The organism is Olleya sp. YS, assembly GCF_029760915.1.
Lineage (GTDB): Bacteria > Bacteroidota > Bacteroidia > Flavobacteriales > Flavobacteriaceae > Olleya.
Window position 1 is genome coordinate 204,908 of record NZ_CP121685.1, and the last position, 20,462, is coordinate 225,369.

Below are 20,462 nucleotides of genomic sequence, written 5' to 3' on the forward strand. Positions count from 1 at the left end.
TTTCATACTCTCTGTATTTTATCTAAACAATTTCTACACATCATCTAAATATTATCAGCATATCTTCTTACATGTCATCTACAATTTATCTAGGCAACTACTACTAGACAATCACTACTTGATATAAAACAAGAAAGTGCTTGGAGTTAGATCCAAGCACTTTCAAAACAAACTAACAAAAAACAAACCTTACCTTTTCATAGCATTTAACGTAGTGTTAGTTGTATTACTTATCAATTGTATTTTCCCTTAAACTGATAGTCACAAATACATACGTAATTTTTATGAGTAAGGTTTTATTATATTTAAAACGAATAACTTAAAGTCGTTTTAAAATTAAATGGTGTACCAGGAGTAAAATGAATTTCTTCAACTGGTTGAGCCTCATTCTGTAATCTAGACTCGGTTAAAAACTGAGTTTCTTTCCAATCTGTATCCAGTACATTTTCAATAACAACACCTAGTTTCCAGTGTGTATTAAAACTGTAATTGATATTTAAATCGGTAACAAAATAGCCTTCAGCTATTACACTGTTATCTTCATTTGCTGGTCTATTATCTACATATCTGTAGTTAATTCCTCCAGAAAAATTATTTATATCTTTAAAAGCTATTCCTCCAACCAGAGTAAAATCTGGTGCTAAGGGTATATAATCATTTCCATCTTCCTCTTCTAAACTTCTAGCTCTAGTAAACGTTGCATCTGTATTAAAATAGATGTTGTCTGTAAGTTGATATCTAACTCCAAAATCAATTCCGTAACGCTCAGATTTTCCGCTAGGTTCAATAATACCTGCATCACCAACGTATACAAATTCTTCCTCTGAAAACAGATACCATAAAGCAGTATTTAGCACTAACTTATTAGTTGGCTTCCAAATATTTCCTAGGTCAACTCCATACGCTTTTGGTAGGGCATTATCTATATTTTGATTTAGCACTACTCTAGAGTCATTGGAATGAAATCCAATACCAGATTTGATAAACCATTGTAAGTTTTCATTTTGATTATATTGGATGGATAGTTTTGGTAGCAAAGCCACTTCACTATCCGTTAAGTTACTATAGGTTTCGCTTAACAGATCTTGATATTGAAATTTAATGTACTCTAAACGTAACGCTGGAGTAATTTTTACTTTACCTAAATCTATTTCAGCATTAAAAAAACCATATAAGTTACGTTGATTAACATTACCTAATTGAATATTTTCTAAGGTAGTTTCTCTATTTAATGTGTGTGATAATTCTATGTCATTAACGTCGTCATAACGAAATCCTAAACCTGAAGTATAAGTCACATCAAAATTAGTATAGTATTTGTCTTTTTTGAATTGTGTATTAAATCCGAAAATATCTCTATCTTCTTTTTGTCTAATTTGATCTCCATTAACTGGATCTTCCAGAAAAAAGGTGAAATTAGAATACAATTCAAAGTCATAATTGGAATAAAATGCATTAGACTGCATTGCAATATCATTATCTAAAATAGTACTGAATTGTACATTAAAATTTGTACGACTTGTGTAACCGCCTTCGGTATCGTCTACTGCTCCAAAATTTGAAATAGTTCCGTTATCTACCAAACGTTGTGGAATTTGTCCTGAAGCGTCCCATTGACTGGTAAAATGGCTTAAGGTTAAACCAATTTTAGAATCGTTATTTAAAAAAGCATTATACTTTCCAAACACGTTTAATCTATCAAAATTTTGAGGCGACTCAAAAGGTCCATCGGTTTCGATATACTCTACTGCAACATAGGCGTTTTGAGAATTTTTATTTTCTATAAGATTAAATAAACCTAATGTTCTAAGCGAGTTAAACTGTCCTGCAGAAAAACTAATTAAGTTGTTTTGCAATTTATCTTTAGTTTTAAAATCTACGAAACCTGCTGTTGTAAAATCACCATGATTTGCATAATAAGGCCCTTTTCCAAAACCAATAGTATTAATAGTTTCTGGGATTAAAAAATGTAAATCGCTATAACCTTGTCCGTGTGCGTGAGACACCATATTTACAGGCATACCATCTACAGACAAACTTACATCTGTCCCATGATCTACGTCAAAACCTCTTAAAAATAGCTGTTCAGCTTTACCACCTCCAGCATGCTGACCAATGATTAACCCAGGAACTTTCCTTAATATTTCTTGTGAAGAATTTATTGGACTAGTTTCTAAATCTATTTTAACAATACTGTTTAAAACATCTATTGGTTCTGTTAATACTAACTCGTCTAAAACAAATGCTTTAGAGTCTATATTAATAATTAAAGTATTTTGTAAAAGAGCTTCTGTTAAAACCAATGTTGTTTTTTGGTAGCCTAATAATCCAACGGTTAAGCTATCTCCTAAATTGGTATTATTTATAATAAATTGTCCTAATTGATTAGTATGTGCGTGTTCTTTTGAGTTCTCGTTGTACACGTATGCTGTTTCTAAAGGTTGGTTATTGTCCATAACATAACCTTTTACAGATTGTGCATGAGTCGTCACAACAAGACACACCAATCCTATTAAAGTGATTATCTTTTTCATAATGGTTGGTTTATAGTTGGTTAACGACTTTTGCTGTTAATGGTCCAAGCTCGTAGCTAGCGTCTTGCAATTCTTTTTTAAGTTCTGCTACCTCTTTAAGTTTGCCATTAGCTTTATAGATTTCTGCGATGTGGTATTGTGCTTCTGGTTCAAAAGTTTTTCCAACTACGTGGTTTTCAATGATGTTTAAAGCCTCTTTGACATTACCATTATTGTAGTAACTCCAAGCTAATAAGTCGTAAGACATTGGTGTTGGTCTATTCTCTACTTCTATTTGTGCTAATTCTAAAGCTTTTTCGCTATTAGTTTCTGCTAAAATTTTAGAGGAATACACATTATACATGTCTCCATAATTTGGATTATCTATTGCTTTAAAATAAGCATTTAAATAGTCGTTTTTTGACGACTCATCATTTTCATATTCCGCAATTTCTGCTTTAAACAATAAGTAATCTGGTGCATTGTGTAATTGTGTTAACGCTTCTAAAATTCGGTTAGCTTCTGCAGTATTTTTCTCGTAAGAATATACAATCCAAGCAATTCCTTTTTTAGCGTAAGCATCATCAGGGTTTAAAGCTAATGCTTTTAAATAGTGATTGTATGAGTTTTCTATTTGTCCATCATGACCATAAAAATCTGCTAGATTAGTATAGGACCACTCTATTAAACCTTCTAGTTTAGAAGACTCAGCAATTACAGTTGCTTTTTCTAAATATTTTATTGCAGATGCTAAGTCACCTTTATGATCGCTCCATTTAGACAATCTTATTAAGTATCCAAAATCGCTAAAATCCTTAACTGTTTCAAGATAGTTTTTGGCTAATTGGTAGTTACCTAATTCCATGTGAACATCAAATAACATTTTTTGAGTGCCTTTAAGGTTTTCGCCATTATCTTCAGCCTTTTTAAGCATGTCTAAAGCTTGCTTAAATTTATGTTGTGAAATATAATTTCTAGCTAAAGCACGTAAGCTACCAGCAGAATTATATTGAGTGTCTTCATTTAGTTGTATTAATGTTTTTTCGGCATTAATTAAGTTTTCAATTTGTCCTGTAGATTTAAATAATCTAGATTCTGCATCAGCAATTTTTGATAAATATGGAAACTGATTAGGAGTGGCTTCCAATTTATTTGTCCAAAAATTATAGTCTTTTAATGCATTTTCGGTTTCGGTATTTGATTGTAGAGTTAAATACTGGTTGTAATCTTCAGGGTTAGTAATGGTTTTATTGTTTTCTGAACAACTACTTGCCATTAGTATAACAAATAGTAGCATGTATAGTTTAGTGTTCATAATTTTGGTTTTTGTTTGTTTGTTTGTTTTTGTAGGGTAAAAATTCATGATAGATTAACACTATGTAATTTTAAAAATTACATAGTGTTTTTAAGGGATTCATTCTACCAAGGAGATGCTAAATATGGGAAAGACGTTGAAAACGGTTTATCATTGGCATCCACATTATCGTTAGATAAGGTTGGGTTTTCAGAGAAATCTTCTCCTCCAAAAATCAATAATAATTCTACTGTAATCACATCATCCGCTAAAGCACGACCTGTTAAAACGTTAGTTCCATCGTAAAATGTTGTTGTTCCATCAAGAGATACATTTAATACGTCTGTAGCTAATAAACCAGTAAAGGTTGGAGCATCTAAACCTAATGCGTTTTGGTCTCCTGGATTTGCATAAGCTGGACTTAACCCTGTTAAGTTAGCTTCAAACATAGCTTGGAAAGCCGCATTTTGGTTACTAGGTATTGTTGTGTTAAACATGTCTTTAGATCCTGTAGACACAAATACTGTATTAACAGCTGGTCTACCCATTTGATCTTGTTGTGTGTAAGTTCCTGTAAAGTCAGGACCTGTAGGACTGTTTGGTCCTGCATCGTCATCGTTAGAGCAATTAAATGCTACTAAGGTTACTAAAAGGACGGTAATTATATTTTTTAAATTTTTCATGATATTAAAATGTTTTTATGGTTAGTGTTTATGACTTTGATTTAGATTCTACCCAAGTATTAATAGTACCTGAACCACCAATCATAGATTTTGGTACTTCAATAACAACAGACATAACGTTTGTACCTGCAAATGTGTCTGAACCTGGATTGTTAAATCCTGAAGCTGTTCCGCCTACAATTGCACTGTATTGTGCAAAATCCATAAAAAATGGATCGTCTCTTGGTCCTGCAAAAGCAGAAATACCAGCAGTAGTTTGTACCATTGGCGCTGATCCGTAAGTTGTAATATCTACAACTGTTTGAGGTCCTGACCCAATAACTGTGCTACTTAATCCTGTAGTACCTGGAGCAACTGGTCCAAAAAAGTACATTTTACCATCTCTTGGGATAGCTTGAATAACTAAGTCTTCAACATTGTCACCTGTGTTATCAATGTTAAATTCAATCATGACATTTTCATCAAAACTTGCACTAGCAGTAGCAGTAGGACTTAAAAGTCCTTGTACGTTAGCAACAAATACTAAATTGTCTGTGTCTTCACCTTGAAAGGCATAAAAATCTGTGATATCACTTGTACCACCTTGTACAGCAGGAGCATCAATGTGATCTGCTGATAAGAAGAAGAAACTTGCTGCTGCAAATACGCCTACTCCTAAAATAAATTTGAAATTTTTCATAATGTTTTGAGATTTTTTGTTAATTAATATTTTTGGTTCTCACAGACACTTACGCAACAATTGCAAATGCGGTTTTATTAAAATTTTGTTAAAGCGAAAAAAATGTGTGAAATAAGATTAAAAAAGTATCTTTATACTTTAATATAAATACCTGAATGAACCCTTCTGCAACTGGTTGGATTAAAAAATTAATAAAAGAGTTAAATCCTGAAGAACTCTTTAAAGACAACGACTTAGAAGTCTATTATAGACATTTTAGAGACTGCGGATTTATTTATGGTAGCAATGTAAAAGTAGTTAACGATTGGATTGAAAATGAAGATTTTGAATCTGATGAAATTTGTAAAATAAATTTAGTTATTGCATTACATATTGCTTTTACCAACCATAATACTACAAATGATTTTTACACTGAAGTTGCTAATTTTTACAATAAAATTAATAAAAAAAGAGTGTCTTTTCTAGAGGCACTAATGGGTTCAAAAAACAAAACAGATCAAGTAGAACGTATTATAAATAAGCGTATTCAAATTGATGATAACTTAATAGACAAAAGTTTTAACTATTTTATTACTAACGCTTTACTGTTTGTAGATGTTTTGGCGTTTAGAAACTATTTAAAAACAGGAGAGGTTGCTGAAGAAACAATACGAGAATATGAAGCAGTTATAGAGAGCATTGTGCTAAACACCTTAAATAGTAAGAAAAACAAGTCTGACTACGACAAAAGTTTAATTGACTTATTTGAGCAATCTCTACGCTACCAACGTGATACTGTTTTAGTCTTTAGTGAAGCTATTAGTACAGTAAGCACTAATTTATTTGCACGTTATTGTTTGGATTTAGCAGCAATGGCGACATGGACAGATGCCAAATTAGACAACGAAGAAGAATTATTTTTAAATACGTTAGGCGAAAAACTTAATTTATCACAGCATCAAATAGATGAAGCCTCTAAAACTATTGAAGAGTTTTATAAAACTTACAGAGAAAAAGTACCGCTATTAGGCTCTAAAAATATTGTAAAAACGTTTTATGATAATTCTAGCAATATGGTACTTAAGCTCATTAAGCGTAATAGCAAACGATTAACCAAAGAATTATCAGAGAGTAAAGAACTATTGGTCTTATTATCACATTCTACCGTTAGAGACTTAAGTAAAGACGAACAGAAAAAAGTACAAGACCAATTATTAGATATCTTTAAGTCTGTACCAAGCTTGGCAATTTTCCTGTTACCTGGAGGTGCCTTATTATTACCACTAGTGGTCAAGTTTATACCAAAACTACTACCAAGTGCTTTTGATGATAATAGAATTGAGGACGACAAAGAACAGGATAAGTCATAGTTACTCTAACCAATTTTTAAAGTCTTTAACACGTTCTCTAGCAACAATAACCTCATCCTCATTATAGTTATTAAGCTTAATTTGTAAACGCGAATTAGTATAACTTACCATATCTTTTATAGCATTAATATTTACAAAAAACTTTCGGTTAATTCTAAAAAAAGTTTGTGGTTCAAGTTCTTTTTCTAATGCTTCAAGAGAGGTGTCTAGTAGATAATTTCTGCCTTCTGATGTGTAGAGATATGTTCCTTTATTTTCGCTGTAAAAGCATTCGATATCATCAATATTAACCAGTTTTAAGTGCTGACCTACTTTAACTGAGAAACGTTTTTTGTACTCGCGCTCAATAGGATTGACTAATAACTTTTTAATATCATCAAAGTCTAATGCAATATTAGTTTTTTCTGGTAGTCTGGTTTTGTATTTAGCAACTGCAGTTTCTAAATCTTCGTCGTCTATTGGTTTTAACAAATAATCTATACTATTTAATTTAAAGGCTTGTAAAGCATATTCATCATAAGCAGTTGTAAATATAATAGCCGATTTTACCTCAACTTCATCAAAAATCTCAAAAGACAATCCGTCACTTAATTGAATATCCAGAAAAATCAAATCTGGATGTTGGTTATTATTAAACCAATGTATAGCTTCTTCAACAGAGTGCAGAAGTGTTTCTGTTTTAATATCTATTGCATCTAACATACGCTGTAAGCGTCTTGCGGATGGTTTTTCGTCTTCTATAATTATAACCTTCATGATTATTTTAAATTTAATTTTTTGGCATTTTTATTAATGATAGTACGACCTATAAAAGCAGTTATCAAGGTTGCTAATGCAACCATCCACCAGAAATCTTTCATATTATTTACAAATCTAGTCCCTACTTCTGCCCAAAACGCACAGAATAAACCTACTACTGACCAACTCATAAAATAAAAATGGTAAGCAAACCAGTTATTTTGCTTTTTTAGGGTTGGTACCATACCACCAATAATACTTAATAAACTTACGATAGCAAAAAAATGAAATACGCTAAAACCATTAAAATTTACTATAAAAAAGGAACTAATATTTAATAATAACATAGCAATGACATAAACGTAACCCACTCTTTTATGAAACGTGGTGCCTTTAGGGTTTAAAATTACAATTACACCTGTTAGCATAGCTAAAACTGCTGTAATAAAGTGAAACCAACCTATATTACTATGTATGATTTCGTTTAACATTATTCCCAACGTTTTTGATCACGTTCTTCTTTTATATATTTCTCTATTTGGCGTTGTTCCCATTTAGCTCCTAAAATAAAGTTTGGAAAAAAAGCAGTTAGTGCGTGCATTATTAATACAATTCCCCATAGTGTTAAGGTTATAAAGTTTCTAGCTTGAAAATAACTTTCTCCTGGATCTAAGTTCTCTATGTTTATATAAACAATTACTGAGTTTATTATTATGTAAATAAGTAAATGCGTGTAAAAGCTTTTTATTTTTTGTACTCTAATTTTTGCTCGTTCTAAGCGATGTTGATTTCTTGTTGTGTCCATAAGATTTTAATTTAGGTTTGCTTGTTACATACTACTCCCAACGTTTATTATCTCTTTCCTGATTCATGTACTTCTCAATTTTACGCTCTTCCCAATTTTTTCCGAATAAAAAATCGGCACCAAACACACCCAAGAAGTGAAACACTAAACCAATACCCCAAAATAAAGGTGTGGACCAGACTGCAATACTCCAAAACGGTTGTCCGGATTTAGTATATATTATAATCATTATAAAAATATTTATGACCACATATGAAGCTAAATGCCAATAAAATCCAACGATTTTTTCTACCTTTTTCTTAGCTCTTAGATAGGCTTCTTCTTTTTGATATCTAGCTTGCATATCGATGTCGTCTTCTACGTACGGTTGTATATCTTCTCTCATAACCTTAAAGTTTAGTTCCAACGTTGTTGGTTGTCCTCTTCCATAAATTTTTTAATCTGTTTTTCTTCCCATGATTTACCTAACATACCATCATTTACAAAAACTTTATAGGCATGAAACGCTAGTCCTAATGCCCAACCAAACATTGGAAACCAAAACCATTTATAATCCCAATTGGTCTTATAATTAATAAATATTAAAAAAGGTATAACAAAGCAGTAAGAAATCAAGTTGTAGTAAAACTCTTTTAATTCTTCTACATGTTTTCGTGCTCTTACATAAGAGTCATCAAATTGTTTTTCTGGTAATCGTTTCATAATAGTAATTTCTTTTGATAACATAGGTATTGCCACTAAAAAGGTATTATTATTTTGGCTAATACTTACGCGTTTATTGGTTAATAATTGATAGCGTTGTTTGATGTTTTCAAGACCAACTCCACTACTCTTTTTGACTATCTCTTTGGTTTGTAGATTATTTTCTACAATTAAATTTCCGTTGGATTCGTAAATTTTAATATGTAACGGTTTACTACTGGTTACTATATTATGTTTTACTGCGTTTTCTAATAACAGTTGTAACGATAAAGGCACCACTTTACTCTCTGGATGTTGTGCATGCTCCGGAATATCAAAAACAATACTATCTTCAAATCGCATTTTAATTAGAGACATGTAGGTTTTTGCGAATTTTAACTCTTCATCAACGGTTACTAAATCTTTGTTTTTTTGTTCTAAAACGTAACGATAGACTTTAGACAAACTGGTTGTAAATTTTTGTGCGCTGTTTGGATTTTCTTCAATTAGACTAGTTAACACATTTAAACTATTAAATAAAAAATGAGGATCTAACTGGTTTTTTAAGGCATCAAACTTGGCACTTGCAGTACCAGCTATTACTTTTTGCTCTTTGACTTTAGTATCTTGTCTTGATTTTAAGTAATAGACAATGTAAAATACAGCAGTTATAGTAATAGATATGGTTAAAGAAAACCAATAGAAAATAAATTTCTCGCCAGCAAAAAACTTGGACGCTTCATACCCATTAATAACTACTAAAATAAAGAAACGTAATGCAAAAATAGCAATCATGGTAATGCTTACCGACAATAATGCTGCAACCAATAAGTTTTTAGGTTTAAACAAGTCGTGCTTGTACTTGTTCATCATATAGGTCACAAAATAGGCATTAGCCATATACAAGACTATGGAATATAATTGGTTATACACAAAGTCTATAAACAACTCATAATTAGCTTCTATTTTTACTCCTGTCATGTACATGATAATTCCTCTAATTAGGAAAATTAGCACTCCAAGAGAGAAGGCTTTTACTATTTCTTTACCAAAATTAAACATTACTCCTCGTTACAGTCTTTAGTTAATTGTTCTGCACGTTCTTTTCCCCAATTAGGATGAAACGCACTCTCTGGTTTAAAGGTATCAAAAAGTTTAACAGATTGCTCTATTTGCTCACAAAATGGTTTGGTATCCTGACCAAAATATCTGGCACTTCCCATATCCCATTCGGCTTTACTTAAAACTACACGTGGATTGTCAGGCTCTAATTCTAAAGCTGTTGTATACAAGCTATTAATTTTTCCAGACAAGGTCATTCCATAAGTTGCTCCATCACTTGCTACATAAGCAGTATATAACATGGCTTGAAGCACCATGATTTCGGCATTATCTTCAGATCTGTTGATTGCTTCATCTACAAACGTTTGTGCTTTTTTTAATTGCGCGTCTAAAACGTCTTTATCTTTTAATTTAGAAAAGGCATCTAACACTAACACTTGTGCTGCATAGTAAGAGGGTAACCAGTTGTCTTTTTCGGCAGTAGCAATACGCTCAAATAAATTTGAAGCTTCAGCAACTTTACCTTCTCCCCAAAGTGCAAATGCTTTGTTCATTCCGGTTTCGTAGGTGGTTTGCGCTTGTAACATACTAGTTACAAATAAGGCAATTGTAATGGCTATTTTATACATAATTAAACAGTGTTTTGGTTTACACTACAAATATCTAACACAAACTTAATACTTTAAAAAGCAGTTTACCCAACTGTTATTTTTTAAGGCTGAATTGTAACCAAAACCATTTACGTACTTATACGTATTGTATTTAACCTCTAGAAACCTTAACTTGATGTCACTAAAACACACAGGATTATGCCATTAAAAACTGTAGAAATAATTGTATTTAGCACCATTGGATTGTTGTTTTTATTAAACATTATATTAAATATTAATAGGTATAGAAACGACACCATTAATGTGCTAATTAAAAACTGGAGCTTTAATAAGTACTTTTTTATTACGTTTCTTTGGGGCGTTTTTGGTGGACACTTTTTTTTAGGCACTAAAGCACCTATACATCCTATTTTTGTCGAGCGTTGGGAAATCCCTCCAATACTTTTAGCAGTTATTGTTATTGTTATGATAATTTATGGTAAAAAATTACCTAAAGACTATGTTGTACCAACCAAATACCAGATTGCGTTAGTGCTTTCTGGTTTGTTATTTGGACATTTTTTATGGTCGCAACGTCATGAAGAGTTTATTAATTTTACCCTAAACCTGTAAACTATGCAACCCATATCACAATTACTAGACAACGATACCTTTGTAAAGCGCGTACAATACGTCATTATAACATTATTTATTTTATTAATTGCATTTGATATTTATTTGGCAATAGATAACACCGTAGAGGATGATACTATTAGTAACATTATAAAATCCTACACAGATAATGGTTTGTATATCCTTACCTTTTTTTGGGGTGCATTAGCAGCCAACTTCTTTTTTCCAACCAATCAACCATTATTAGTTAGTGGTACAGTAGGTAGTATTATTTTGGTGGTGTTTGCCATTTTTATTTACTGGTTTAGTTTAGGGACTATGGTTAAAAATATGATAGGTCCAACCGAAAACGATATACGCATAGCTCACGCTATTTATATGGTTTTTGGGTTTTTAATGGCGTTTTTATTGTGGAGGCAGCCAAGTGTTAATAATTAAATATTAAGCTGTAACTTTACTATAAAATTAAACTCCATGCCAACCACCTTTGCAGCAATAGACTTCGAAACCGCAAAAGGACACCACATTTGCTCGGTTGGGATTGTGACCTTTACAGATGGTGAGATTGTGGACGAGTACCACCAACTTATTCAACCACCAAATAATGACTACAATTGGCACAACATACAAGTCCATGGTATTACAGAAGCGGATACCAGATTTGCACCTAATTTTAAAGCAGTATATCCAGAGATTAAAAAACGTATTTCTGGGATAACAACCGTTGCCCATAACGAAGCGTTTGACAGAACCGTTTTACTAAAAACTATGAAAGATTATGGGATATCTGCTTCAGACATTATGATGCCTAGTCGTTGGGAATGTACTCTTAAACTATACCGCAAAAAAGGCTATAAACCTGCAAAATTAGATGCGTGTTGTAAAGTCCACAATATTGCCTTAAAGCATCATGATGCCTTGTCTGATGCACGTGCTTGTGGTAAATTGTTTGTAATTGCTCAGTTTGAGCGTTTACCACTATTTTAGTTGTTCTCGATATGCTTCTCCTTTGTCGTAGCACTCGAACTGACCAGATATGATTATTTAAACCCTAATATAATACAACACGTCTCACATACGCAACGTCACTTCGAGTGATTTGTGAGGTACGAACAAATTGTATCGAGAAGCTCTTTACCAACTATGCTCTAGCTTTACGTATTAACTTAATCACAAAAAAAGCTATTAATGCTTGTAGTAACGCATTAACAATAATTACTGTCCAAAAACTATTAGTACTGGATCTGTAAATACCATGCTCTGGAAAGGTCTTATTATATAATGTTAGAGGAAAAGAAATTGCTTCGTCCACAAACTTAACTATCAGACTAGTTGGAGACAATACGTCTGGTACCAAAGCAGATAGAGAAAACCCTAATGCGATATCAATTAAAAATAGAATAACAAATAGCTTGACAAATAGTTTCATGTTGCAAATAAAGCTAATTTTTACTAATTACTACCCACTGTCTATTGCCTACTGCCTACTCTATAAATTATCTAATTGGTTATCCGTCCCTTTTTCACTAATAGTCCAAAAGAAACCTACAAAGAAAAACTGATCTGCAGCAGGACGCAATGCACGTCTGTTAAATTGCCCATTAACATTTGGTGTATCTGCATATTGATAACCATTAGTATTTCTAAACCCTAACGCATTATTTACTGAAAAATACAAGATTTTTTGCTGACTTAGTAAGTAGGCCCAATTTAAACTTAAGCTATTAAAATTTTTAGCTTTCTCGTTTAAAAAACCTGTTTGATTTGGGTCTGTATACGTTCTACCAGATGCAAAACCATAGCTAAATCCTACTTGACTTTTCCAATCCTCAATCCAATATTTACCTACTACAGATAAGTTGTGGGTATTAGCAAAATTAGGTTGTGCAGAAATTGGATAGTTTCTATAATCGCGTTCTGTATCTAACCACGAGTAGCTTACCCAATAATCTATATTTTTAATACTTTTATTATCTCGCCAAAATAAATCCAATCCTTTAGCAAAACCACTACCTAAATTATTATAATTGGTATCAAAACTGGTAAAATCAGAATCGTATTTTACCAAGTCGCTATATTTTTTGTAATAGGTTTCTGCTCTAAAAATTTTACCATCTGCATTAAATTGGTAGTTTAAAATAAAATGTTCGGCTTGTTGCGCTTGTAAGTCTTGATTAAACTTTAAAATATCACTATTAGGTTGTTGGTAAAAGCTACCATATGCTAATGATAACTGACTTTTACTGCCTGTTTTATAAGCTAAAGATACTCTTGGAGATATATTTATCTGGTCAAATAATGCGCTATATTCTGCACGTAAACCAGCTTTTAATGCTACATTTTTTGAAAAGAAAATATCAGCTTCGGTAAAAGCACCTGTAATATCATTATTAAAACCATAAGCGATATTATCTATAAACTGATCGTTATAGGTTTCGTCAAACTTGGTGGTAAATTGCTCTATACCAAAGTTTAATTTAAAACGGTTGTTAAAACGATGCTTAGCTTTAATCTTAGCATGCACTGAGTTTTGTGTTGTATTAATCTTGCTATCTATAACGTTAATTTTCCCTTTAGCATAGGTGTAACTTAAGCCACCTGAAAGTGTCCAATTGGTTCCTAAAACTTCTCTGTAAGACCCATTAAAATATAAATTTTGATTGTTAAGCGTAAAAGGCAAACCATTATCTAAATTGATATCTTCTTGTACTAAATCGAAATTTGTAGTATCAAAAGCCGAATATAATTTTAATATTCCGTTGTTTGTTTTATGTCTAAAAACTGCCTCACCAGAAGCACCTTCAAAGGGTTTCTTCCAATCATTTCTATCATCATAAATCGCTAAATAAGGTGCTAAATTTATGTAAGAAGCATTGACACTTAAACTGTTTTTACCCCAAATTTGGGTGTTACCAAGGGTTGCACCAACACTCATAATACCAATATCTGTTTTTTCTTGATCAGGTTGGTTAATAGTATTTAATTCTAAAACACTAGATAAGGCTTGACCATATTCTGCTGAATAACCTCCTGTAGAAAAGGTTATTCCATCAAACAAAAAAGGCGAATAACGTCCACGTGTTGGAATATTATTAGTAGTTGGTGTGTAAGGTGTAAACACACGAATACCATCTATAAAAATTTGTGTTTCTTCTGCATCTCCTCCACGTACAAATAGTCGTCCATCTTCAGAAACGGTTGTGGTCCCAGGAAGAGTCTGTAATGCACCAACAAAGTCGCCTAAAGCACTTGCTGTGGTGACCACATCTAATGGTTTTAAAACCGATACTTTACTGTTGTCTCCTGCTTCAAATGTTCCAGCAGAAATCACTACTGCATCCAACGTATTAACATCATCCCTTAACACAATTGTTAAATCTTTAAACGCTGAAACGTCTTTAGTAATGGATTTAGTTTCAAAAGACACAAAGGAAATAATTAAGGTTTTTTCTCCAGTTTCTGTTGTAGAAAAACTAAAGCTTCCATCTGCCAACGTACTTGCTCCATCATAAGTCCCTTCTAAATAGACATTAGCTCCAATAATAGGTTGATTTTTTGAGTCTGTTACAATTCCACTAATGGTGTGTTGTGCTTGTACTGATAGACTTATTAAAAAAATTAAGATTGATGTTAGAAGTTTCATCTGTTCTGGTTTTTGATTGTTTGATGACACAAAGATGATTTACTATCCTATCATTAGAAATTAATTATTCCTGAATTGTTGTTTTTAACGGATGAGTTGCACATCAAAATGCTTAGCACAATAAAATAATTTTACATTTGTGTAACATCTAAATAATTTTGACTACTTATAGTTAAATTAACCATATAACCATTGAGTAAACCACTAGAACAAAATTTTGTTGAATTGCTGGAACAGCATCAGAATATTGTGCATAAAGTTTGTAGACTTTATACCAATAACTATGATGCGCACAACGATTTGTTCCAGGAAATAACCATTCAGTTATGGAAAGCATTTCCAAAATTTAGAGGTGATAGTAAGTTTAGTACGTGGATGTATCGTGTAGGTTTAAATACTGCTATTACGTTGTACAGAAAGTCTAAACGAACCATTAACACACAGCAGTTTGATACTGTACAATTTAAAATTAGTGCAGAAGAGTATGATAGTACAGAAGAAGAACAATTAAAGCTACTATACAACGCTGTTCACCAATTAAATGATATTGAAAAAGCGTTAATCTTTTTATATCTAGAAGATAAAAATTATAAAGAAATTAGTGAAACAATGGGTATTACTGAAGTGAATGCCAGAGTGAAAATGAACAGAGTGAAAACCAAGTTAAAAACCATTTTAAATCCGTAACCTATGGATGAATTAGAATTATTAAAAAAAGATTGGGGCAAAAGCGACGATAAGTTTGAGAAAAAATCGGCTAGTCAATTGTACCCAATGCTACTAAAAAAATCGTCGTCTATTGTTAAGACACTATTTTATATTAGTGTTGCCGAGTTGGTATTTTGGATTTTAATCAACACTATCCCATTTGTAATGTCTGACACTTATAGAGCTAAACATGAAGCTATGTACACTAGTAATACCTTTATTGTATTAAGTGTTTTATCTTATGCTATTATACTAGTATTTGTCTATTTATTATACAAATCGTATAAGTCTATTTCTGTGACAGATAATGCTAGACGCCTTATGAAAAACATTATTAACACAAGAAAAGTCATAAAATATTATGTGCTATATAATTTAGTAATGGCTGCAGGAAGTATGGTTTTTGCGTTTTTCTATACCAGTAAAAACGACCCAAAATTAGCTGCAAAAATTGATCATTTTACAAGCTCGCAATATATGATTATGGTTGGTGTGTATATTATAGCCACCATAATGTTTGTTGTTATTATATGGTTATTTTACAGACTAATTTACGGTATACTTCTTAAACGTTTAAACAGAAATTACAACGAATTAAAAAAGATTGAGGTATAGCTTTGTTAGCTGTTAACTGTTAGTTATTAACTGTTCACTAAGCTAATAAATCAACTCAAAAACTCACGTTGTTTATTAAGCTCTTCTTGTGCCAGCAATTCTTCCTGCGGAATCACTTTTAAGAATGATGGATGCTGCTCGATAGCGTATTCTATTTTTTCAACAATGCTTGCAATACTTTCGTTGTCGTAATCGATTTGTAGAGGTTCTTTAATTTCAAAAGATTGATACACATTTTTCTTTTTAATACGTAACCCTTTTTTATCAAAACTACGTCTAAATCCATCAATCACAATTGGGACTACTATTGGCTTATATTGTTTAATAATATGTGCTGTACCTTTTCTAATAGGTTTAAAAGGTGTCGTTGTACCTTGAGGAAACGTCACTACCCAACCGTCATCTAATGCGGTTTTAATAGCAGAAATATCACTCATTTTAACTTGTCGTTTTACATCTTTCCCTTCGCTTCGCCAAGTACGCTCAATACTTATAGACCCTGTGTAAGCAAAGATTTTAGGAATTAAACCCGCTTTCATTGTCTCTTTAGCTGCAACGTAGTAAAAGTTTAATTTAGGATTCCATAAATAGCCTACATTTTTAATGGAGTCTTGACGATTGCTTAGCGCTGCATTAAACACATGAAACATTGCTATAACATCTGCAAAATACGTTTGATGGTTAGATATAAATAATACGTTAGTGTCTGGTAATTGTCTTATAATTTCTGACCCTTCAATTTGTAGCTCGTTAAAACCTCTGTAGCGTCTGTGTGTTAGTAACCCTAAGATTCTAATCAACCATTTTTTGATAAAAAGTATATGTCCAAAAGGATTCTTTTTAAATAAACCCATAGCTTAGTTTTAGTTAAAGTAAATACAAATATAGAAAAACCTTAAGGTTAAAGAGTTGCTTTTAACAAGTCTTTGACTTCATTAAGCATCATAGCAGTTGCTCCCCAAACCAAATGATTGTTTAATCGAAATGCTGGTACCTCAACCTCAACATCATAACTAGTTTTAACTAGTTTGTTGGTTATATTATCTTCATTTAACAAATCGGATAAATACACTTCTAATAAATCTTCTACTTCCTCTTCTTGTTTAGTAAATATTGGTGTTTGATTAGTCACACCCATATATGGCTGTACATAAAAATTACTTGGCGGAATGTAGACTTGTGTCATTTCCTTATATACAGTAACTAACTCTGGATGCACACCAACCTCTTCATGTGTTTCGCGCAATGCAGTATGCATTAAGTTTTTATCTGCCTCTTCTACTTTACCGCCAGGAAAACCAACTTGCGCAGAATGGACACCTTTATAGGTTTTTCGTAAAATTAAAATCAGTTTAGTTTGTGCTTCTAAATCTGGATAAAATAAAGCTAACACAGCACTTTGCTTAGCGTTTTTTATTTTCTCTGCTTGCAGCTTAATTAGTTTTTCTCGGTATGGTGGTGACATTTTAAATTGAGAAGCTTCGGCTGGCAAAGGGATATTTTTTATTTTTGGTAACGCTATGATAAATTCATCAAAATTCATTTTAAAAATGCGCTTATTATTATTGATTGTTTGTACGTTTTTACTTTTTAATTGTGAAGATAAACAATCCAAATCTAAAACACCATCAACCAAAACCAAAACAGAGGTCAAAACCATAGAAAAAGACACGACACCAAAACGCGAATTCCCTTATCTTACAGAGGAAAATGCAATGGACTTTTTTTTAGAATACGAAAAAGATAATAAAGAAAACAAAGTCCGTATAACAACTACAAAAGGTGATATAGACCTATTATTATATGATAAAACCAAGTTTCATCGTGCTAATTTTATTTTTTTAACCAAACAAGGTGCTTTTGATAATACACAGTTTCATCGTGTGGTTAAAAATTTTATTATTCAAGGCGGAAATACAGACAACATAAAAGTAGCTGCAAAACGTGGACGCATTGGTAAATACTTGCTACCAACAGATACCAAACGTGGCTATACTCATAAAAGAGGTGTAATCTCTATGCCTAGTGGCGAGATTGAGAATCCACACAAATTAGCGTCACCTTACGAGTTTTTTATCACTCAACAAAATGCGTTTCATTTAGATGGAGACTACACTATTTTTGGTGAAGTTATAAGAGGTATGGATGTGGTTGATAAAATAAATGCAGTAGATGTAGACGAAGCAGAATGGCCATTAAGAAATATCTATATTAAAAAAGTAGAAATCATAGAATAACTTAACCCTTTTCCTTATTTTTAAGCTGAAAAATTAGTCATAATCATGAAAACAAACACAATTCTATCCACTGTTATTTGCACCATGCTATTAACAACAAGTTGTAAAAACGATACTGAAACCAACAAAACTATGAGCGACAACGTGCTACTTCAAGACTACACAGGACCTTATGGTGGTGTACCTGCTTTTGATAAGATGTCTGTAGATTTAATAGAACCTGCTGTTTTAGAGGGTATGGAACAAGGGTTAAAAGATATTGAAGCAATTGCTAATAATACGGAAGTACCAACTTTTGAAAACACCATTGAAGCTATGGAACGTGCTGGAAAAGGCTTAGACAACGTCTTTACTTACTACGGAATTTTTAGTAGTAACGTAAGTAGTCCAGAGTTTAGAGAAGTACAAGGTAAATTAGCACCAAAATTATCTGAATACTCCTCAAAAATTAATCAAAACGAAAAACTATTTAAACGTATTAAATCGGTTTACGATGCGTCTCAAAATAATCCACTTCCTGCTGACCAACAACGTGTAGTCGAGTTAATTTACAAGCGTTTTGAAATGAATGGAGCCGAATTGGATGAAGCTAAAAAGAAGCGCTATGCAGAAATTAACAAGGAGCTTTCTACATTGTACAACAAGTTTAGTGACAACGTCTTACATGACGAAGAAAACTACATTACCTATTTAAGCAAAGACCAGTTGGACGGATTGAGTGAAGGGTTTATCAAATCGGCAGCTAAAATAGCAACCGACAATGGTAAAGAAGGTATGTATGCTATAACCAACACACGATCATCTATGGATCCGTTTTTAACGTATTCTACAGAGCGAGAATTACGTAAAAAAGTATGGACTAATTACTATTCTAGAGGTGATAATGGTGACAAATATGACAATAACCAACTTATTGCCAATATCCTAAAACTAAGAAGAGAACGTGTCGAGCTATTAGGTTATAAAAACTATGCAGAATGGCGTTTACAAGATCGTATGGCTAAAACTCCAGAAAATGCTATGGGTTTGATGGAAGCAGTTTGGCCAGCAGCAATTGCAAGAGTTAAGGAAGAGGTTGCAGATATGCAAGCAGTTGCAGAAGCAGCAGGAGACAATATAGAAATCGCACCTTGGGATTACCGTTTTTATGCCGAAAAAGTACGTCAGAAAAAATACGATTTAGATAGTGACGAAGTCAAGCAATACTTGCAATTAGACAAATTAACTCAAGCGTTGTTTTATACAGCAGGACGTTTATTTAATTATAAATTTACTCCAGTTGAAGACGGTAAAGTACCAGTGTTCCATGAAGATGTAAAAGTTTGGGAAGTAACAGATAAAGATTCTGATAAATTTATTGGATTATGGTATTTAGACCCATTTGCACGTAAAGGAAAACGTTCTGGTGCTTGGGCAACAACTTACAGAAGTCACACGACATTTGATGGACCAAAAACCGTTTTAGCATCCAATAATTCAAACTTTGTAAAAGCAGCTCCAGGAGAAGCAGTTTTAGTGTCTTGGGATGATGCCGAAACGTTTTTTCATGAATTTGGACATGCGTTACACTTCTTCTCTTCTAACGTTAAATACCCAACCCTAAATGGTGGTGTTAGAGATTATACCGAGTTCCAAAGTCAGTTACTGGAGCGCTGGTTATCTACAGACGAGGTGATTAATCAGTTTTTAGTTCACTACAAAACAGGTGAGCCTATTCCAGCAAGTTTAGTAGCCAAAATCAAAAAAGCCTCAACCTTTAATCAAGGGTTTGGAACGACTGAGTATTTAGCATCTGCATTAATGGACATGAAACTACATTTAGTAGATCCAACTAATATTGATATTGACAAATTTGAACGTGAAACATTAGCAGAATTAAATATGCCTAAAGAATTACCAATGCGTCACAGAACACCACATTTTGGACATGTCTTTTCTGGCGAAGGATACGCAACAGCATATTATGGTTATATGTGGGCAGATGTTTTAACTAGTGATGCATCTGAAGCTTTTAAAGAAGCACCAGGTGGTTTTTACGACAAAAAAGTAGCAGATAGATTAGTACAATATTTATTTGCACCACGTAATAGTATGGATCCAGCTGAAGCCTACAGAAAATTTAGAGGTCGTGATGCCAAAATTGAAGCGTTAATGCGTGATAGAGGGTTTCCGGTGACGACAGAAAACTAATATATTTTTTAAAGTTCCTTGTATCATTTTTTATAGGGATAT

At 32.6% G+C, this 20,462-nt stretch carries 22 protein-coding genes; 8 read left to right on the plus strand and 14 right to left on the minus strand.

Annotation, left to right across the window (positions count from 1 at the left end; translation table 11 throughout):
* Positions 1-305: 305 nt before the first annotated feature.
* The 4 genes from Ollyesu_RS00970 to Ollyesu_RS00985 form a co-directional block, all read right to left on the minus strand.
* Positions 306-2,534 (minus strand): TonB-dependent receptor, encoded by a 2,229-nt coding sequence (locus tag Ollyesu_RS00970; RefSeq protein WP_279301952.1) that lies wholly within the window; start codon positions 2,532-2,534, stop codon positions 306-308.
* Between the two features lie 10 nt (positions 2,535-2,544).
* Positions 2,545-3,828: a cell surface protein gene (locus tag Ollyesu_RS00975; protein ID WP_279301953.1), complete on the minus strand. Its 1,284-nt coding sequence runs from the start codon at positions 3,826-3,828 to the stop codon at positions 2,545-2,547.
* 104 nt (positions 3,829-3,932) lie between these two features.
* Entirely contained in the window at positions 3,933-4,490 is a 558-nt protein-coding gene (locus Ollyesu_RS00980; RefSeq protein WP_279301954.1) for a DUF4331 family protein, read from the minus strand.
* A 28-nt stretch (positions 4,491-4,518) separates the two neighbouring features.
* The gene (locus Ollyesu_RS00985) at positions 4,519-5,169 is read right to left on the minus strand and encodes a DUF4331 family protein (RefSeq protein ID WP_279301955.1); all 651 of its coding nucleotides are present in this window, start codon (positions 5,167-5,169) and stop codon (positions 4,519-4,521) included.
* Positions 5,170-5,324: 155 nt separating this feature from the next.
* Between Ollyesu_RS00985 and Ollyesu_RS00990 the strand changes: the two genes are divergently transcribed.
* On the plus strand, positions 5,325-6,518 hold the full coding sequence (locus Ollyesu_RS00990; protein WP_279301956.1) for an LETM1-related biofilm-associated protein: 1,194 nt from the start codon (positions 5,325-5,327) through the stop codon (positions 6,516-6,518).
* On the opposite strand, the gene Ollyesu_RS00995 is transcribed toward Ollyesu_RS00990, so the two are convergent.
* The 6 genes from Ollyesu_RS00995 to Ollyesu_RS01020 are packed head-to-tail and all read right to left on the minus strand — an operon-like array spanning position 6,519 to position 10,433.
* Positions 6,519-7,274, minus strand: a complete 756-nt coding sequence (locus Ollyesu_RS00995; RefSeq protein WP_279301957.1) for a LytTR family DNA-binding domain-containing protein — start codon at positions 7,272-7,274, stop codon at positions 6,519-6,521.
* Positions 7,275-7,276: 2 nt separating this feature from the next.
* Positions 7,277-7,747, minus strand: a complete 471-nt coding sequence (locus tag Ollyesu_RS01000) for a DUF2306 domain-containing protein (protein ID WP_279301958.1) — start codon at positions 7,745-7,747, stop codon at positions 7,277-7,279.
* The gene (locus Ollyesu_RS01005) at positions 7,747-8,061 is read right to left on the minus strand and encodes a 2TM domain-containing protein (protein ID WP_279301959.1); all 315 of its coding nucleotides are present in this window, start codon (positions 8,059-8,061) and stop codon (positions 7,747-7,749) included. Before Ollyesu_RS01005 ends, Ollyesu_RS01000 begins: the two co-directional genes overlap by 1 nt.
* Before the next feature lie 31 nt (positions 8,062-8,092).
* The gene (locus Ollyesu_RS01010; protein WP_279301960.1) at positions 8,093-8,446 is read right to left on the minus strand and encodes a 2TM domain-containing protein; all 354 of its coding nucleotides are present in this window, start codon (positions 8,444-8,446) and stop codon (positions 8,093-8,095) included.
* Between the two features lie 11 nt (positions 8,447-8,457).
* Positions 8,458-9,804 (minus strand): 2TM domain-containing protein, encoded by a 1,347-nt coding sequence (locus tag Ollyesu_RS01015; protein WP_279301961.1) that lies wholly within the window; start codon positions 9,802-9,804, stop codon positions 8,458-8,460.
* A complete protein-coding gene (locus Ollyesu_RS01020; RefSeq protein WP_279301962.1) occupies positions 9,804-10,433 on the minus strand; it encodes a hypothetical protein in 630 nt (209 codons plus the stop codon). Before Ollyesu_RS01020 ends, Ollyesu_RS01015 begins: the two co-directional genes overlap by 1 nt.
* 180 nt (positions 10,434-10,613) lie before the next feature.
* Here Ollyesu_RS01020 and Ollyesu_RS01025 point away from each other — a divergent pair, with 180 nt between their 5' ends.
* Genes Ollyesu_RS01025 through Ollyesu_RS01035 form a run of 3 tightly spaced genes read left to right on the plus strand, consistent with a single transcriptional unit; the run spans position 10,614 to position 12,014 of the window.
* Positions 10,614-11,027: a hypothetical protein gene (locus Ollyesu_RS01025; RefSeq protein ID WP_279301963.1), complete on the plus strand. Its 414-nt coding sequence runs from the start codon at positions 10,614-10,616 to the stop codon at positions 11,025-11,027.
* Positions 11,028-11,030: 3 nt separating this feature from the next.
* Positions 11,031-11,465: a hypothetical protein gene (locus Ollyesu_RS01030; RefSeq protein ID WP_279301964.1), complete on the plus strand. Its 435-nt coding sequence runs from the start codon at positions 11,031-11,033 to the stop codon at positions 11,463-11,465.
* 36 nt (positions 11,466-11,501) lie between these two features.
* Positions 11,502-12,014, plus strand: coding sequence for a 3'-5' exonuclease (locus Ollyesu_RS01035; protein WP_279301965.1), 513 nt, complete (start codon positions 11,502-11,504; stop codon positions 12,012-12,014).
* 154 nt (positions 12,015-12,168) lie between these two features.
* Here the strand turns inward: Ollyesu_RS01035 and Ollyesu_RS01040 are convergent, their stop codons facing one another.
* Together Ollyesu_RS01040 and Ollyesu_RS01045 are read right to left on the minus strand one after the other, a co-directional pair.
* Positions 12,169-12,456: a hypothetical protein gene (locus tag Ollyesu_RS01040; RefSeq protein WP_279301966.1), complete on the minus strand. Its 288-nt coding sequence runs from the start codon at positions 12,454-12,456 to the stop codon at positions 12,169-12,171.
* Positions 12,457-12,516: 60 nt separating this feature from the next.
* Positions 12,517-14,670 (minus strand): TonB-dependent receptor, encoded by a 2,154-nt coding sequence (locus tag Ollyesu_RS01045; RefSeq protein ID WP_279301967.1) that lies wholly within the window; start codon positions 14,668-14,670, stop codon positions 12,517-12,519.
* A gap of 192 nt (positions 14,671-14,862) precedes the next feature.
* On the opposite strand from Ollyesu_RS01045, the gene Ollyesu_RS01050 reads away from it, so the two are divergent.
* Together Ollyesu_RS01050 and Ollyesu_RS01055 are read left to right on the plus strand one after the other, a co-directional pair.
* Entirely contained in the window at positions 14,863-15,357 is a 495-nt protein-coding gene (locus tag Ollyesu_RS01050) for an RNA polymerase sigma factor (protein WP_111658968.1), read from the plus strand.
* 3 nt (positions 15,358-15,360) lie between these two features.
* On the plus strand, positions 15,361-15,993 hold the full coding sequence (locus tag Ollyesu_RS01055; RefSeq protein ID WP_279301968.1) for a hypothetical protein: 633 nt from the start codon (positions 15,361-15,363) through the stop codon (positions 15,991-15,993).
* Between the two features lie 50 nt (positions 15,994-16,043).
* On the opposite strand, the gene Ollyesu_RS01060 is transcribed toward Ollyesu_RS01055, so the two are convergent.
* On the minus strand, positions 16,044-16,847 hold the full coding sequence (locus Ollyesu_RS01060) for a lysophospholipid acyltransferase family protein (protein WP_279301969.1): 804 nt from the start codon (positions 16,845-16,847) through the stop codon (positions 16,044-16,046).
* A 47-nt stretch (positions 16,848-16,894) separates the two neighbouring features.
* A complete protein-coding gene (locus Ollyesu_RS01065) occupies positions 16,895-17,536 on the minus strand; it encodes a CoA pyrophosphatase (protein WP_279301970.1) in 642 nt (213 codons plus the stop codon).
* Positions 17,537-17,543: 7 nt separating this feature from the next.
* On the opposite strand from Ollyesu_RS01065, the gene Ollyesu_RS01070 reads away from it, so the two are divergent.
* Together Ollyesu_RS01070 and Ollyesu_RS01075 are read left to right on the plus strand one after the other, a co-directional pair.
* On the plus strand, positions 17,544-18,230 hold the full coding sequence (locus tag Ollyesu_RS01070; RefSeq protein ID WP_279301971.1) for a peptidylprolyl isomerase: 687 nt from the start codon (positions 17,544-17,546) through the stop codon (positions 18,228-18,230).
* A gap of 45 nt (positions 18,231-18,275) precedes the next feature.
* A complete protein-coding gene (locus Ollyesu_RS01075) occupies positions 18,276-20,420 on the plus strand; it encodes a M3 family metallopeptidase (RefSeq protein WP_279301972.1) in 2,145 nt (714 codons plus the stop codon).
* Positions 20,421-20,462: the final 42 nt, after the last annotated feature.